We start from the raw sequence: 17,111 nt of genomic DNA on the forward strand, positions 1-17,111 counted from the left end.
AATTTAGCTGTTTTTTCTTTTTCCTATTAATTTTGTTACAGAGAGCATTGTAATTGGTAAAGAATGATTCTTCCTAAATGCTAAATATTTACCGCTCCATGCTGGTTTATATTTTTCTTTAAAATGTCGTAATCCGCTGAAACTATACGTATAACGAACGTTATTAAAGATTGCAGCAGCCACTCGTTCAGACCAGAAAGACTGTGTGGATAAACCAACATTTGAAAGTGGTGCCATACCGATATTAAAGGAGTGGTATTCATTTTCTTTTGCCCACTGGAATAAGTGGATGAAAATTGCGTCCATAATGCCGCTAGGCGCATCTGGATAATATCGCATTAAATCGACAGATAATGATCCGTTTTGATATACAGGCATGAATGTTGTGAATGCAATAATTTTTCCATCCGAATCAGATAATGTTGCGATAGGAGCGCGACTAATATATTCACGATCGAAGTATCCGAGTGAAAAACCTTTCTCTTTTTTTCCACCAAGCCATGCATCTGAAACTTTTCTTAACTCTTCATATAATTCGTCGGAGAAAGGTGGCTCATGAATAGAGAATGTATAGCCTTCTCTTTCAAAACGGTTGAAAGTAGCTCGCATGCCAGCGCGTTTCTTTCCTGTTATTGTAAAGGTATTTAAATCAACAACAGCTTCTTCACCAAGCTTAAAGAAGTTATAACCAAAATCGTGGTATAAACTCATCCATTTACTTTCAATTTGATAGAATACACAAATGTATCCAAATCGATCAGCCTCAGCTAAAAACTCTTGCAATACAGTACGATAGGAGGAAGGGTCCCCAATTGGATCACCTAGTACAATAAGTCGTTTTCCAGTTATTGAGAAGAGAATGAGTGCTTTTCCATCACTACTGAAAAAGAACTGTTTATCTCCTAAAAAACCTAAATGACTAAGTACATTTCCACCATGTTCATCTAAGAAGTTTTGTAATCGTTTATCATTAGCTGGTTGCCCGGGAAATTCATTTCGATAACGATTTGCAATGAGTGAACCAATTAGTAAAAAAGTAGGAACAAAAAAGGCAGCTGCTAATGCACTTCGTTTCACTTGTGTAATATTACGAACGACAAAATCAGGTTTGAAAGCTTCTTTTGCACCTGCAAATAAAATACCTAAGTTTTTATATAAATATAACGTTACAAGTAGGAATATAAAAACTTTTACGATATCGGAAAGTGAGACTTCCATTTTCTCACGCACAAACCTTTTACGAAGCATATACAATACAGCGAGTACGATTAATAAAATAAAAGTTTCTTCAACATCAATTCCTTTTAGTGTGTTAAAAATAGCCGCTCCAATTAAAGAAACAATCGTCATATAATAAGAACGTTTTGTTCCGTAATATATCCCCCGCGAAAGAATGAGGAGGAGAATACCGAATGTTAGCGATAAGCTAAAAGAAAATTGAATAAGATGTTTTGGAGCTAGAATATGTAAGGCGTGTGCCCGATTTATACTTGTCGGTAGAATGGTTGATAAAATAACCATTAAGCCAGCAAATACTGTTAAAGCAGCAGATGCCCAAGAACCTAACTTTCCTAGAAAGTCACGCTGCAAAGTCCATATAACACCAGTTGTCTCTAATGCAGGCGCAATAAAAGGTTTATCTTCAAACTTTTTAATGGCTACTCCTGTCATTTCAAAAGCTGCAAAAATGAGACCAAGGCAGAAGGGCAAGATGTAATAGACGAGACGATATAATAACATAGCAGGGAGTAAAACACCTGTATCGATGCCGTATTGCCCAAGCCCAGTTAAGAAGACAAGATCAAATGATCCAAGGCCACCAGGAACAAGACTAACGACACCAGCTAAAGCAGCAATAACATATACGCCTAAAAACTTTTGGAATTCGATTTCAATGCCAAATAATAGTAATATGACGTACATAACAATACCAGCAGATACCCATTCGACTAATGAAACTAATGAGTATAAAACAGTTGGGTTTTTCTCCTCTTCTTCTTGTTCCTCTGTTTGCGTCGCTTTTCTATTTTTTAATTTAGAAAATCCGATATATATAGGGACGAAAAGAGCGAAGAAGATAAGAACAGGCCATAGCCATGGTTTTTCATGCAAAATAAATCTCGTGTCTAATATTCCGATGAGACCAAGAAATGAAAGAATGGCTAATCCATTAATAAAGGCAGTTGTCATCCAAGCGATACTTTTAATAAGTTTTCCATTTTCTTTTATATATGGACGATAAAGCATTGTGCGTACGCCGGCTCCAACAAGACCACCAAACCCGATAAATCCATTTAAAGTATTAGCAATCCACGAGATACGGAAAATCTTTTGGACAGGGATATCAGCTTTTAAGTAACGAAGCATAACATAGTCATAAAAGAACATTGTTGATACAGCGAATGCACCAAGTGTAATTGCTAAAAAGACTCCTCCAGTTGGAATGTTTTTAATTGTATCAATCGCTTCTAAAAAAGAAATGCCCGCTAATTCTTTTTTTGCTTGAAAGAATACAATTGTTAATACAACAAATGGGAAGACAATTTTCCCGATTTGTAAGAAACGTTTCCATGAAAACGACATAAATACAACTCTCCTTGTATAAGAAAACTGAGACAATAATATTATTATGACAAACTTCAAGAAAAATAAAAAGGTAAATTCCTGTATAGGCGAGCTATTTTTTATATAGGTATATTTAAAAGAATATTTTGTTTATCAGAAAATTAAGTTAGAATAAGATGAAAGAAGGAGAGGGGAGTATATGATTATAAAAGGTTATGTAGGATATGAGTTAGAAAAAGCGAAACCTAATACATCAGAAGATTTTTTTAACAGATCTGAAGTGACATATATATTAAATGGTAAAGAGAAAACTTTTTCGGTTTTATACGTTCGATATTTTGAAGAAGTTTTACAAGAAATTACTCCTTTTGAAGGAAATCCAGTGTATAAAGTAGAAGAACAAAACATATATTTGCGTGATATTGTAGCGATATGTTGTTTAGTGAAAGATAAGGAGCTTCGTGCGCAAAAACGTTTGTATTTAAATAATATGGAAGAATTTCAACAATATTTTGATGAGGGAACGGTGTCGAAAGTACAAGAAATATTGGCTGAATTACATAAAAATAAAAGAGTAGAAATAGCGTGAAATGGCAAAGGAGAGAGAAAAATGTCTAATTTGATGGTTGAAAATCAAACAGAACAAGTTTCTATATTTTTAGAAGATGCTATTAATTTGATAACCAATTATGTAAATTATCATACGTTACCTTCTTTATTAGAGGAAACACCAGCAGGGAATGAGCAATATTATAAAGGGGTATTAGCATCAATGAGACGACTTCTCGTTTTTTGCGAAGAAGGACAGGATGCATGTTTTGTTTTGTTGAATAGCCAGCCATTTCGAAAAACAGCAGCTGAAAAAATTTTATATAAGATTTACCATCAAGTAATTGCAGAGTTTTTTTCACCGAAGAGTGATCATTGGTATGAAAATAGTCGGTCTGCATATACAGGGAAAAATTCTATCGTTTTTCAACAAACACCACCTGCATCTTTGGAGCAAGTGATGAAGAGTTTAGAAGGTAAATTTCAATTGATGCGTGAAGAACTAGAATATTATGAGACGGATTATCAGACAAAGATGTTACACAAATATTGATTGAGGAAAAGAAGCTAAGGTGACTTAGCTTCTTTTCCTTTTGTACAGTTATATAAGGGATTTTCATTGAATATAGTTAAGTGGATAGCATTAGGGAGGTGCAACATGAATCAGCAAGGTGTATTTACAGATTACTTTCATGAAGTAGAAAATTGGTGTGAAAGTGTTCTTCACGTATTAGATAGCCGCGCAATGGAAGTGTATGATGTCCATATGCTTGCTTATAAAATTCAGACGTTATTAGAGCGTATGAAAGAGCATGAGTATGAAACAGATGCAGAGTTTATGTATGAAATAAGCGATGATGTAGAACACATTCAGCATCACTTGCAGGAAGTATTTATGCAAGAAGAAGAGGAATATGAATTATATGAAAGAGGGGATAGTGAACGAGCTGTCCCAATTGGAGGACATACACTCCCGCCATTACCTTATCCGTATAATGCATTAGAACCGTATATTTCTAAAGAAATTATGATGTTACATCATGATAAACATCATCGGAGTTACGTGGAAGGGTTAAATAAAGCAGAGAAGATGATGGAAGAAGCGAGAAAAACAAATAAATTTGATTTAATTAAGCATTGGGAAAGGGAAGCGGCTTTTCATGGGTCAGGTCATTACTTACACACGATATTTTGGAATAACATGAAAAAAGACGGTGGTGGAAGTCCAAGAGGAGCTTTTTCACAACAAATTGAACAAGATTTTGGGAGCTTTTTACGTTTCCAAAAACATTTTACAGAAGCGGCCTCTAAAGTAGAAGGTTCAGGCTGGGCAATTCTCGTTTGGGTACCCCGGTCTGGAAGGTTAGAAATTTTGCAAAGTACACTTCATCAATTATTTACACAATGGGATACGATACCGCTCCTTGTACTAGATGTCTGGGAACATGCGTATTATTTACAATACCAAAATCGAAAAGATGAATATATTAAAAACTGGTGGAATGTTGTAAATTGGCCTGATGTAGAAAAAAGGTTTGAAACTGCGAAACAAATTGAATGGACACCATATTAGACGCAAATTCTCTGCGTCTTTTTTAATGGAAGTAGAAGGAAGATTTCGTTCATATTTTAAAAGGCCAAGCATACACTTGTACAAAAAGTGCCAAAAGGACGTGGGGGGAAATATGAGACGAATTTGTGTAATCATTACGCTTCTTATGATGTATGCAAGCGTTATGCCGATTCCTACATATGCAAAGATGAACAGCAATGTCAGTGCTCGAAATGCTGTATTAATGGAGCAACAGTCTGGTCGTGTATTATACGGAAAAGCAGAACATGAGCCTCAAAAAATTGCTAGTATAACAAAAATTATGACCGCTTTATTAGCTGCTGAATCAGGGAAGATGAAAGAAATGGTATCAGTTAGTAATGAAGCGGTGAGGGTGGAAGGATCGGCAATCTATTTAAAGCCTGGACAAAAAGTGAAGTTAGAAGATTTAGTATACGGACTCATGCTTAGATCTGGTAATGACGCAGCGCAAGTAATTGCTGAAAGTGTGGGTGGGAGTATAGATGGATTCGTATATTTAATGAATCAAAAAGCGAAAGAAATTGGAATGAAAGATACGCACTTCTCAAACCCTCATGGCTTAGATGGAGATGGATCACATTATTCGTCGGCTTACGATATGGCATTATTAACGAAATATGCAATGGGAAACGAGACATTTAAGAAAATCTTTGGAACCAAAACATATAAATCAGATTCTTGGGATTACCCGTGGAAAAATAAACATAAGCTGGTAACGTCTTATTATGAATTTGCAACAGGAGGAAAAACAGGCTTTACGAAGAAAGCTGGGCGAACGCTTGTGACAACGGCATCAAAAGATGGACTAGATTTAATTGTCGTAACTTTGAGTGCCTCTAGTGATTGGGATGATCATATGAATTTGTTTGATAAAGGTTTTGAACGTTTCAAACAAACGAAAGTTTTAGGACAAGGAGCAATTGCTGAAATAAATGAAAAGAAGTATGCCAACCATGTTTATACGAAAAATAGTTTTTCGGTACCGTTAACTGAAGAAGAAAAAAAGAACGTAGTATTAAAAGTTGAACTCCATAAAAGTATAAAACTTACGGATGGAGTAAAGGTTGGGAAGACAGACATTTATGTTGGTAATGAAAAAGTTGGAGAACGGAATTTATTTTATAGTAAACGGAAGTTAGTAGCTACAACGGGACTTTACTGGAATAATGTGAAAGAAATTTTTTCTTACATGATAGGTGTTGGGAACGATGGTTAATCTCGTATGGGTAGCGATGGCTGTCATTGGGATTGTATACGCCATGATAAATGGCACGATGGAAGAAGTGAATAAAGCTGTATTTGACGGAGCAAAAGATGCGGTAACGATTTGTATAGGACTTATTAGTGTTTTAGTATTTTGGCTCGGTTTAATGAAAATTGCAGAGGAAGCCGGATTGTTAAAAAAATTAGTTACGCTTTTTATGCCGATAGTAAAAAGGTTGTTTCCAGAAATACCAAAGGATCATCCGTCCATGGGATTTATTCTATCAAATATGATGGCAAACTTTTTTGGTCTAGGTAATGCAGCAACCCCTCTTGGTATTAAAGCGATGGAACAACTGAAAGAGTTAAATGGAGGAAAGGATTCGGCGAGCCGTTCTATGGTGACGTTTCTAGCATTAAATACATCAGCCATTACATTAATTCCTACGACAGTCATTTCCATTCGAATGACGTATGAATCAGCGAATCCTACTGAAATTGTTGGGGTAACATTTATTGCACAAGTACTTTCTATGATTGGAGCAATTTGGATTGACCGCTATTTTTACCGAAGAAGGAGTAGAAAGGGGCGGAAAAAATGAGTATTGTAAATACAATTTCCTTATGGGTAATTCCTTGTGTAATTGGTTTTATCCTTTTATATGGCACAATAAAGAAAGTACCGACGTATGAATCGTTCGTTGAGGGAGGAAAAGAAGGGATTCAAATTGCAATTTCCATCTTACCGTTTATGGTTGGAATGCTTGTGTCTATTTCTATATTCCGGTCTTCAGGTGCGTTAGATGCAATGATATCGGTAATGAAGCCAATGTTAGATTTGATCCATGTTCCAGCAGAAATTGTTCCACTAGCACTTATACGCCCTATTTCAGGCTCTGCTGGTTTAAGTATTACGACCGATTTAATTGCCACATATGGGCCAGATTCGTTTATTGGGAGATTGGCTTCTACGATGCAGGGGAGCACAGATACGACTTTCTATATTTTAACTGTATATTTTGGAGCGGTCGGGATTAGAAAAATGGGTGATGCACTAAAAGTAGGACTTTTTGCAGATTTAATCGGGATTATATGCTCAATTGTGTTCGTTTCTTTATTGTTTCAGTAATACTATTCATTTTTTACGCTATTTCGCTTATAATACGTATACGACCACTATTAAGGTGTAGCTTAATAGTGGTTTTTTTATGTGGTATTTTTGACAAAATGATGAACTTTTATTGTGAGAAATATGAAAAATATGGACAATAATAAAGGGTAAAAACATGATTTGACCTTTATATGTTTATTATCATCGCTATGTTGTTTAAGTAAGATGAAGCGAATAGCCGTAAAGCGTATGCGGTTGCCAAGTCTTTCTAATGTAAGGTAAGATAAATTCGAGGTGAAAAAAAGAAATGGAACGATTACAAAAAGTGATTGCGCAAGCAGGTATTGCATCGAGAAGAAAGGCTGAGGAATTAATTCAGCAAGGAAAAGTGAAAGTTAATGGAAAAATAGTGAAAGAGTTAGGGACAAAAGTAACTCCTCAAGATAAAGTAGAAGTAAATAACATCCCTCTTGAAAAAGAAGAACCTGTTTATTTTTTACTATATAAACCAACTGGCGTAATTTCAAGTGTATCAGACGATAAAGGAAGAAGTGTTGTAACGGACTTTTTCCCGGAAATTACACAACGTTTATTCCCAATCGGACGCTTAGATTATGATACGTCTGGCGTATTATTAATGACAAACGATGGGGACTTCGCAAACGTATTAATGCATCCTAGATATAAAGTTGAAAAAACATATGTTGCAAAAATAAAAGGGCCATTAACAGGTGAGAAAATTCGCATGTTAGAACGCGGTGTTACGTTAGAAGACGGTAAAACAGCACCAGCACGTGTGAAAATTATTTCTTGGGACAAGCGTAAAGAGATGGCTATTGTACAATTAACAATTCATGAAGGACGTAATCGTCAAGTACGTCGTATGTTTGAAGCGTTAGACTGTAAAGTAGTGAAATTAAAACGTGAACGTTATGCTTTCTTAGAAGTAGGAAGCCTGCGACCTGGTGATGCGAGAGAATTGACACCACATGAGGTGAAACAATTACGCGCGCTTGCTTCTACAAAGCCAAGATAAGCTATAGAGTTAAAAATTCACCAGTGGAGTGCTCTGCTGGTGATTTATTCAATACAACATTTACAGAAGATAATACATAACATTTATCGAGGAGAGGAGAAGTAATATGAAGAAAAATCGCTTATTATTTCGCGTTATTATTCTACTCATTTTATGTGGTGCTGTAGGATTTACCCTTTATCAAGGATTCTTTGCTAATAAAGAGAAAATGCAAATCGGAAAAGAAGCACCTAACTTTGTTGTGACGGATTTAGAAGGGAAGAAAATTGAACTAAAAGATTTAAAGGGAAAAGGTGTATTTTTAAACTTTTGGGGCACGTGGTGTAAACCTTGTGAAAAAGAAATGCCTTATATGAATGAATTATATCCAAAGTATAAAGAAAAAGGCGTTGAAATCATAGCGTTAGATGCAGATGAAACGGATATTGCAGTCAAGAACTTTGTGAACCAATATGGTTTGAAATTCCCAGTTGCCATTGATAAAGGACAAAAGATTATAGGAACATATGGAGTAGGTCCATTACCGACAAGCTTTTTGATTGATAAAGATGGAAAAGTAGTGGAGCAAATTATAGGTGAACAAACGAAAGAACAGTTAGAAGGGTATTTAAAGAAAATTACTCCGTAATAAAGAAAGCCTTTACATAAGGGGTGCGTGTCTATAGTGCCTCTGGTTTAAAAATTCTGAGTATTGCGGTAACTTGAGGTTAGAATATACAATAGTACATATAGATACAGGGGCGGTGAGAGTGTTGAAAGAAATTAAATGTGAATGTGGACATGTTAATCCGATAGGAACCGTTTTTTGTGAAGCTTGCGGGAAACCATTTGAAAGCAATGAAAATACAAAACTATTGGATATGCGCTATGAGGGGAGTGCACGGAGATCTCTCACGCAGACAAAAACGATAATCGATAAAATTTGGAGCTTTTTCTCTTCTGTAAAAGTGGGTGTATGGCTAATCGTAATAACTTTAGCTGCATCAGCGATAGGAACTATTTTTCCGCAAGAAATGTACATAACTCCAGGGATTGCACCAGCTGAATATTATAAACAAGAATACGGATTTTTAGGACAATTATACTATCAATTAGGGTTTAATAATTTATACGGTTCATGGTGGTATATGATTTTGATTGCTTCTATCGGTATTTCACTTGTGATATGTAGTTTAGACCGTGTTATTCCACTTTATAAAGCTTTAAAAAAGCAAGGCGTAAAAAGACATCCTAGCTTTTTAAAGAGACAGAGATTATATGGGACTGGTACACCGCAAGAAGGTGATCTGGAAAGAGTGCAAAAGAATTTAAAGAAAAGAAACTATAACGTGAAAGTGGAAGACGGAAACGTTTTAGCAGAAAAGGGACGCTTCTCGCGTTGGGGTCCATATGTAAATCATATCGGCCTTATTATCTTTTTATTCGGTGCGATGCTTCGTTTTTTACCGAGTATGTACGTAGACGAAGCACTTTGGTTACGTGACGGTGAAACGAAAGAGATACCAGGGACGGATGGACAATACTACTTAAAAAACGAGAAATTTATAAAAGAAGTTTATGATAAAAGTAAGGACAAGGAAGTTTTTGATGAAGCGATTGATCGTGTAGGCGATAAAATGATTGCGAAAAACTTCCAAACGAATGCCGTATTATATAAAGCAGTAGGAGAAAATATAGCAGGACAAAAACCGAAATTAGAAAAAGTAAAAGAAGCGGAAATTCGAGTGAATGAACCATTGAAATTTGATCAATTTGCAGTGTATCAAGTGGATTATAAAGAAAGTGAATTTAAAAGTATGTCCTTTAACTTGCAAAATAAAGAAAATAATCAAAAGTGGGGACCGATTAAAGTAGATTTAACGAATCCTAAGGAAAAATATGATTTAGGAAATGGTTATTCTCTGGAACTATTAAGCTATTTTCCTGATTTTTATTTTGATGAGAATGGAAAACCAAATACAAAAACGAAATTACCAAACAATCCTGCATTTGTATTTAAAATGTTTACACCTGAAACACCAGATGGTGAAGTGAGTTTTGTTGGTATTCAGCAAAATATAGAACCAGATGGAAACAACAAATATAAAATGTCGTTTGCAGGTGTTGAAATGCAAAATGCAACAGCACTTACTGTAAGAAAAGATTTAACGCTTTGGATTCTCGGCATTGGAGGATTTATATTTATGGTTGGTGTCATTCAAGGTATGTATTGGAATCATCGCCGTATTTGGATACAACGTGTTAATGATGAATGGTGGATTGCAGGGCATACAAATAAAAATTGGTTCGGTTTAAAGAAAGATATTGAAAGAGTAATAGAAGGTACAGCAATTCCACAGCCAAATGATAAAGTAATCGATAAAAAAATTAGTTAAGGTGGGGAAACGATATGGTGCAAATAAGTAGTAACTTTCTCTTTACCGCATTTATTTTATATTTAATTGCGACTCTATTTTTTGGGGGAGCCATTAAAGAAAAGGGTCATAAATGGGCAAATGTAGGAATAACGATTACAATTTTAGGGTTTATAGCACAAACAGTATATTTTGTTACAAGGTGGATTGCATCAGGGCATGCGCCAGTTAGTAACTTTTTTGAATTCGGTACATTTTTCGGCATGATGCTTGTAGGAGCATTTATTGTCATGTATTTTATGTACCGTGTAAGCATAATCGGACTATTTGCATTACCAGTTGCGCTTTTATTAATTGCCTATGCAAGTATGTTTCCGAGGGAAATATCTCCGCTTATTCCATCTTTAAAAAGTAATTGGTTACATATTCACGTGACGACTGCAGCAGCAGGACAAGCCATTTTAGCGATTAGTTTTATTACAGGCGTTATGTATTTATTGAAAAATGTAGATCAATCGACGAGAAGTAAACGTACATTTTGGCTAGAGACGGTAGTATTTACACTTGTTTGTACAGTTGGATTTATTGGAGTAACAACGGTATTTTCTAGTATGAAATATGAAGCGAAGTTTCAATGGATTGATAAAAATGAACAACAACTGGAAATGAAGTACAATCTTCCGGCTTTAGTTGGACCGCATGAAGGGAAGTTACTGACAGAAAATAAATTAGAACCGGCAGTTGAAGTTCCAGCAATTGTAAATGCAAAAAAATTAAATACTGTTATTTGGTCAGTGTTAGTTGGGACATTACTGTATATTGTATTAAGACTCGTTTTACGGAAGCGAGTATCGGCGGCACTTCAGCCGTTAGTAAAGAATACGAATAGTGATCTACTAGATGAAATCGGATATCGATCTATTGCAATTGGATTCCCAGTTTTCACATTAGGTGCATTAATTTTTGCGATGATTTGGGCTCAAATAGCGTGGACGCGCTTTTGGGGCTGGGATCCGAAAGAGGTTTGGGCACTTATAACGTGGCTCTTTTATGCTGCAGTACTACATTTACGATTATCTAAAGGGTGGCATGGAGAGAAATCAGCTTGGCTTGCAGTAATTGGTTTTGCAATCATTATGTTTAACTTTATTGTAGTAAACTTAATTATTGCCGGTTTACATTCATATGCATAGAGAAATAAAATAGGAGAGTGCATGTCACTTTCCTATTTTATTTTTGTCAACTTTTCTTCTTTTTTGAGAAAAACATGACAAAGTAGCGGTTGATTTTGTAAAATGATGTCGAGGACATTATATACAGTTCAAAAAAAATACATAGTTTTGGAAAAAAATTGAACAAAATTTATTATTCTTGTGAAGCATAATATGGGAAGTGAAACATTTAGAAGATTGCTTAAATAAACGAGAATAGCGCAACATAATAGTTAAAGAAGGGTAGGTGTGAACCGCTGAGGTGAGAGTACGCAGCGGGTAGAGATGGAAAATGAATCAAGAATTTTAATTGTAGATGATGAGGATCGTATTCGTCGTTTATTGAAAATGTACTTAGAAAGAGAACAATATACGATTGAGGAAGCAGATAATGGTGATACAGCTTTAGAAATGGCGTTGCAAAATGATTACGATTTAATCTTATTAGATCTTATGATGCCTGGTAAAGATGGCATTGAAGTATGTAAAGGGGTTCGTGAGAAGAAAGCGACACCAATTATTATGCTGACAGCAAAAGGTGAAGAAGTAAATAGAGTACAAGGATTTGAAGTTGGAACAGATGATTATATTGTAAAGCCGTTTAGTCCACGTGAGGTCGTGCTACGTGTGAAAGCGGTATTACGTCGTGCTGTACCAACAACATTCTTTACACAAGATACAACGACAAAAGATGTTACTGTATTCCCTCACTTAACAATTGATAACGATGCACACCGTGTTACTGCAGATGGCAATGAAGTAAACTTAACGCCGAAAGAATATGAGTTACTATTATTTTTAGCGAAAGCTCCTGATAAAGTATTCGATCGTGAGCAGCTGTTAAAAGAAGTATGGCAATATGAATTCTTCGGAGATTTACGTACAGTTGATACACATGTAAAGCGTTTACGTGAGAAGTTAAGCAAAAAATCACCAGATGCAGCGAAAATGATTGTTACTGTTTGGGGTGTAGGTTACAAATTTGAGGTTGTGAACGACTGATGCTTTGGAGAAGTGTAGTAGGGAAGTTATGGATGACCATATTACTTCTCGTTTCGTTTGTTCTTGGATTTGTTGCGATTTTACTTTCACAATTTTTTAGAACGTATTATGTTGATATGAGTGAAAATAGACTTCAAAAAGTCGCAACAAGTGTTACAGAATTAATTGAAGAAGGTGCCGATGTAAAAACGATTGAGAACATCGCGTACAAATTCTCTGATCCACTTTCAAGGATTGTTATTGTAGAAGATGGCAAGGAAATCTCTTCTTCACCGAAACAAGAAGGGTTAGTCACTCTTACAATGGATGATTTAAAAGAAGATAAAGAATTAGCCGCTGTTTTTACGGACAAAAAAGAAATTAAGAACAACATTAGAAAAGCTTCTGATAGTAGAAAGAATAAAAGCACTGAAAATGATATTGTGATCGTTGGGAAACCAGTGCAATCAAAAAATCAAAGCGCAGTGTTCGTATATGAATCTTTACAAGTGCCAATAAAAGATATGGAGAGAACGACTGATTTCATTTTCTTAGCCGCTGGGATTGCGATTATATTAACAACTTTCTTTGCGTTCTTCTTATCTACTCGGATTACAGCACCGCTTCGTAAAATGCGTGAGGTTGCTTTTGAAGTGTCACGTGGGAAATTTGATGCAAAGGCTCCTATGGTATCTCAGGACGAAATTGGTGAGCTGGCAACGGCCTTAAATCAAATGGGTAAACAGTTGAAGTTTAATATGAATGCTTTGCAGCAAGAAAAAGAACAGTTAGCCAGTATTTTGAGTAGTATGGCGGATGGAGTTATTACGTTAAATCAAGAAGGTGAAGTCGTAGTTATTAATCCACCGGCTGAACATTTCTTACAAGTTTGGCAAGAAGAAAAAGAGATAGAGTTAAGTAAAAAATTACCTTCTGAACTTGTGGAACTATTCCATCTCGTTGTAGAAAGCGAGCAACAACAAGTTGTTGAAATTAATTTACAAAAAGGGAACTATGTAGTTCTTATGACACCACTTTACAATCAAACGAAAATTCGTGGGGCTGTAGCGGTACTGCGAGATATGACGGAAGAACGTCGTCTTGAGAAAATGCGTCAAGACTTTATTGCGAATGTATCACATGAACTTCGTACACCGATGGTCATGCTGCAAGGGTATAGTGAAGCGATTTTAGATGATATTGTGCAAACGAAAGAGGAAATAGATGAGTTTGTTCAAATCATTTATGATGAATCCGTTCGTTTAGGTAAACTTGTAAATGAATTGTTAGATTTAGCTCGTATGGAAAGCGGTCACGTAGAGTTACATATTGGTGAAGTGGACATACATCCATTTGTGGAAAAAATTGGTCGTAAATTCCAAGGGATTGCAAAGGATAAAGAAGTTGAACTAACAGTTGATTTCCGGAATCAGATTGAAGAATATGCGTTTGATGCAGATCGGATGGAACAAGTGTTGACGAACTTGATTGATAACGCAATTCGTCATACGAATGCGGGTGGACATGTAACGCTTGTAATTGATACGAAAAATAATGGCCTCATTTTTGAAGTACAAGATTCGGGTGCAGGCATTCCAGAAGAGGATATTCCATTTTTATTTGATCGTTTCTATAAAGCTGATAAAGCAAGAACACGTGGGAAAAAGGGTGGAACAGGACTCGGGCTTGCGATTGCGAAAAATATTGTTCAAGGCCATGACGGTAAAATTGCTGTATCAAGTGTTGTTGGAGAAGGAACTACATTCTCTGTATATTTACCGAATCGTATAATTTAGATATGTGTTTTTAAAGTTGATAATGAATAAAGTTCTGCTGTTTTTTATTTTTTTGTAAACTCAATTAAATAAAGAATGGTAGAACTTTTTTCTATCTTGATCGAATCAAGAATAACAAGAGAGGGGCTGTGAAGAAATGAAATTATATACAAAAACAGGAGATAAAGGAACGACAAGTGTAATAGGTGGCAGGGTTGATAAAGATGATATCCGTGTGGAAGCGTATGGAACAATAGACGAGGCAAATTCTCATATTGGATATGCAATGACTAAGGTTCAAGGCGGGGCTTTTAGAGATATTTACAATGAGCTCGAAAATATTCAACATGAACTATTTGATTGCGGAGGAGACTTGGCAATAGTGGAACAAAAAATTCCTTATAAAGTGACAATTGAGATGGTTGAAAGTTTAGAAAGAAAGATTGATTTATATATAGAAGAAGCCCCGCCATTAGAACGCTTTATTTTGCCAGGTGGTAGCGAGGCGGCGGCTACTATTCATATTGCACGTACTGTTGTAAGGAGAGCAGAACGCTCTATAGTATCATTGCAAAAAGAAGTGAAAATAAATGAAGTTGTCTTAAAGTATGTAAATAGATTATCTGATTATTTGTTTGCGATAGCTCGAGTAATAAATGCCCGATTACAAGTGAAAGATGTGGAGTATAACCGTAGTGCATTAGTTTTTCGTGATAAGAAAGAGAAGGAAGTGGAGTAATTCACTTTCTTTTTTTTGTATACTTTTTTCTGTAATATACCAAAATAGAGAAGGTATGGTGGTAATTAGAAAACGGAGGATGTATATGAAAGTTTTAAAATGCGGCGTCATGTTATTGAGTATACTGTTTGTATCTCAATTACATGTTTATGCAGAAGAAAATCGATGGACATGGCCTGTTGAAGGTCAGATAAGTGATTATTTTGGGACAAGGCATGGAAAACATTATGGTATTGATGTAGCTGCGCCGATTGGAACGCCTGTGGCAGCTATTCAAGATGGTAGGGTAACGAAGTCTTATTATTCAAGTAGTTATGGAAATGTTGTATTTATTAAACACGGAGAATATGAGGCTGTATATGCACATTTAAATAAGAGATATGTGGGGCAGGGAGATTATATTTCCAAAGGAGAAAAAATTGGAGAAGTAGGGAACACGGGAGAATCGCGAGGTGCACACTTACATCTAGAACTTCATCAAGGAAGATGGACGATGGCGAAAAAGAATGCGATGAACCCATTGCTTGTTTTAAATGAACAAAGAAATGAAGTTGTTTCTTCATCATTATATGTCGTACAAAAAGGGGATACTTTAGTTAGTATTGCACGGAAATTTAGTATGACACTTAAGGAAATTAAAGAAAAAAATGGATTGCAGCAAGAGCTAATTTATCCTAATCAACAATTATATGTTAAGTGAAGGAAACATCTCAAAAATTAAACTTTGAACAAATTTATGTTCTTCTTAAATAAGGTTCAATGTAAATGAAATTATATGGGCGCTTTTGCTAGAACTATTGAGTGAATTAGAGCATCTATATCTAAAAGAAAACCGTCCCAAAATTTATTTTGGGACGGCTTCTTTTACCAAAAAATAAAGACACATATAAATCCAGAAATAGCTAAATAGCTATATAAGTAAAAAACTTTTGTTCTTGTTTTCTCTTTTGTTCGAAACAGTACGATAGTCGGTTCAATTAAACCGATTGTCAAACAAAGTAGGCCAAGAAGCATACAACCAATCGAGATAGAATACAGGGCGATTTGTGGTGCTTGAAATGGAATCATCCATTTTAATAAAAATGCAATAAGTGCAGTGTAACAAATACTACCGATGTATTTATTCAGTGGTGTATTAGAACGAAAACCAGGAAGTTTTTTTAAGAAAGAGCGGGAAACAACTTCTGTTTGTAAAGATGTATGCTCTTCAATAATTTTTTGAGCTTCTTTTCCTTTTTGAAAAAGAGATAAGATCCAATTTCGCTCACCCTGAAAAATAAATTGAGAAGTTGTCAAATAGTGATCAATCTTCACTTTATTCCAACTCTTCCACGGATGACGCTCACACAATTTTAATTTACTTTCTGTTTTTTTATCATACTGATAAATACTGATGCCATCTTCATCGAAAGTAGCATAGTATGTCTCGTTTGAGAATGTGCCTAAATCAATTGGGCAGTAGAAAAGTAATTCTTTTTTTAAGTAAAAGTATTCTTTTCTTAAGTTTTTTTTCATTGCTTCTCGAATAGAATGTCTCTTGTCTTTTTTCATGACATTTCCTCCATAACTCAGAAAATGTTCTTATCTTAACAATTCAATATCTTATCACTTTTAATTATATATGACTAGGTAATTCAAAAGAGAAATGCCGAATAATAAAAAATATGGATTGTATTGTAAAATATCTCGCAATTTATTTTTTGTTACGAAAAATAAATAACTAATTTTAAATAAGTTACAATTTTTTAGTTCACAATGTTATGAGGTTGTTGTATAATGAAGGGGAAAATAGAATATCGGTCTATCTTCGGGGCAGGGTGAAAATCCCGACCGGCGGTGATGAACTATTTATGATTTTGTTCTAAGCCCGCGAGCCGTTAAGGCAGGATTTGGTGTGATTCCAAAGCCGACAGTATAGTCTGGATGGGAGAAGATGGAGGTTCAAGCGTTCAAAAAAGATATGGATTTGAACGTCTGTTTGATGTGCCTTAAA

General features: G+C 35.3%; 16 protein-coding genes and 1 riboswitch. Of the genes, 14 read left to right on the forward strand and 2 right to left on the reverse strand.

Annotated features, from left to right (window positions below; translation table 11 throughout):
• Nucleotides 1–3 precede the first annotated feature (3 nt).
• Nucleotides 4–2,583, reverse strand: a complete 2,580-nt coding sequence (gene mprF / locus D1166_RS21100) for a bifunctional lysylphosphatidylglycerol flippase/synthetase MprF (RefSeq protein WP_000010893.1) — start codon at nt 2,581–2,583, stop codon at nt 4–6.
• 181 nt (nt 2,584–2,764) lie between these two features.
• On the opposite strand from mprF, the gene D1166_RS21105 reads away from it, so the two are divergent.
• From D1166_RS21105 to D1166_RS21170, 14 genes are all read left to right on the forward strand, one after another.
• The gene (locus tag D1166_RS21105; RefSeq protein ID WP_000584363.1) at nt 2,765–3,154 is read left to right on the forward strand and encodes a hypothetical protein; all 390 of its coding nucleotides are present in this window, start codon (nt 2,765–2,767) and stop codon (nt 3,152–3,154) included.
• Nucleotides 3,155–3,175: 21 nt separating this feature from the next.
• Entirely contained in the window at nt 3,176–3,667 is a 492-nt protein-coding gene (locus tag D1166_RS21110; protein ID WP_000067556.1) for a YpuI family protein, read from the forward strand.
• 105 nt (nt 3,668–3,772) lie between these two features.
• Nucleotides 3,773–4,687 (forward strand): superoxide dismutase, encoded by a 915-nt coding sequence (locus D1166_RS21115; protein ID WP_001075739.1) that lies wholly within the window; start codon nt 3,773–3,775, stop codon nt 4,685–4,687.
• Between the two features lie 112 nt (nt 4,688–4,799).
• Nucleotides 4,800–5,924: a D-alanyl-D-alanine carboxypeptidase family protein gene (locus D1166_RS21120; protein ID WP_001252636.1), complete on the forward strand. Its 1,125-nt coding sequence runs from the start codon at nt 4,800–4,802 to the stop codon at nt 5,922–5,924.
• Entirely contained in the window at nt 5,917–6,513 is a 597-nt protein-coding gene (gene spmA / locus D1166_RS21125) for a spore maturation protein SpmA (RefSeq protein ID WP_000247811.1), read from the forward strand. Before D1166_RS21120 ends, spmA begins: the two co-directional genes overlap by 8 nt.
• The gene (gene spmB / locus D1166_RS21130; RefSeq protein ID WP_000029514.1) at nt 6,510–7,040 is read left to right on the forward strand and encodes a spore maturation protein SpmB; all 531 of its coding nucleotides are present in this window, start codon (nt 6,510–6,512) and stop codon (nt 7,038–7,040) included. Before spmA ends, spmB begins: the two co-directional genes overlap by 4 nt.
• A gap of 289 nt (nt 7,041–7,329) precedes the next feature.
• A complete protein-coding gene (rluB, locus tag D1166_RS21135; RefSeq protein WP_000440556.1) occupies nt 7,330–8,058 on the forward strand; it encodes a 23S rRNA pseudouridine(2605) synthase RluB in 729 nt (242 codons plus the stop codon).
• 106 nt (nt 8,059–8,164) lie between these two features.
• Nucleotides 8,165–8,686 (forward strand): thiol-disulfide oxidoreductase ResA, encoded by a 522-nt coding sequence (gene resA, locus D1166_RS21140; protein ID WP_000742194.1) that lies wholly within the window; start codon nt 8,165–8,167, stop codon nt 8,684–8,686.
• A 121-nt stretch (nt 8,687–8,807) separates the two neighbouring features.
• The gene (gene resB, locus D1166_RS21145; RefSeq protein ID WP_097861684.1) at nt 8,808–10,433 is read left to right on the forward strand and encodes a cytochrome c biogenesis protein ResB; all 1,626 of its coding nucleotides are present in this window, start codon (nt 8,808–8,810) and stop codon (nt 10,431–10,433) included.
• A gap of 14 nt (nt 10,434–10,447) precedes the next feature.
• Entirely contained in the window at nt 10,448–11,605 is a 1,158-nt protein-coding gene (resC, locus tag D1166_RS21150; RefSeq protein ID WP_000250081.1) for a cytochrome c biogenesis protein ResC, read from the forward strand.
• A 303-nt stretch (nt 11,606–11,908) separates the two neighbouring features.
• Nucleotides 11,909–12,625 (forward strand): DNA-binding response regulator ResD, encoded by a 717-nt coding sequence (resD, locus tag D1166_RS21155; protein ID WP_000426861.1) that lies wholly within the window; start codon nt 11,909–11,911, stop codon nt 12,623–12,625.
• Nucleotides 12,625–14,400, forward strand: coding sequence for a sensor histidine kinase ResE (gene resE / locus D1166_RS21160; protein WP_097861683.1), 1,776 nt, complete (start codon nt 12,625–12,627; stop codon nt 14,398–14,400). The genes resD and resE overlap by 1 nt, the downstream gene beginning before the upstream one ends.
• A gap of 136 nt (nt 14,401–14,536) precedes the next feature.
• On the forward strand, nt 14,537–15,118 hold the full coding sequence (locus tag D1166_RS21165; protein ID WP_000781277.1) for a cob(I)yrinic acid a,c-diamide adenosyltransferase: 582 nt from the start codon (nt 14,537–14,539) through the stop codon (nt 15,116–15,118).
• Between the two features lie 85 nt (nt 15,119–15,203).
• Entirely contained in the window at nt 15,204–15,818 is a 615-nt protein-coding gene (locus D1166_RS21170) for a peptidoglycan DD-metalloendopeptidase family protein (protein WP_000866120.1), read from the forward strand.
• Between the two features lie 164 nt (nt 15,819–15,982).
• Here the strand turns inward: D1166_RS21170 and D1166_RS21175 are convergent, their stop codons facing one another.
• The gene (locus D1166_RS21175; protein ID WP_000710837.1) at nt 15,983–16,669 is read right to left on the reverse strand and encodes a hypothetical protein; all 687 of its coding nucleotides are present in this window, start codon (nt 16,667–16,669) and stop codon (nt 15,983–15,985) included.
• A gap of 248 nt (nt 16,670–16,917) precedes the next feature.
• A riboswitch (FMN riboswitch) is annotated at nt 16,918–17,057 on the forward strand.
• The last annotated feature ends 54 nt before the right edge of the window (nt 17,058–17,111 follow it).

It is taken from the genome of Bacillus sp. ISO11 (genome assembly GCF_003458115.1).
Classification (GTDB): Bacteria; Bacillota; Bacilli; order Bacillales; family Bacillaceae_G; genus Bacillus_A; species Bacillus_A cereus.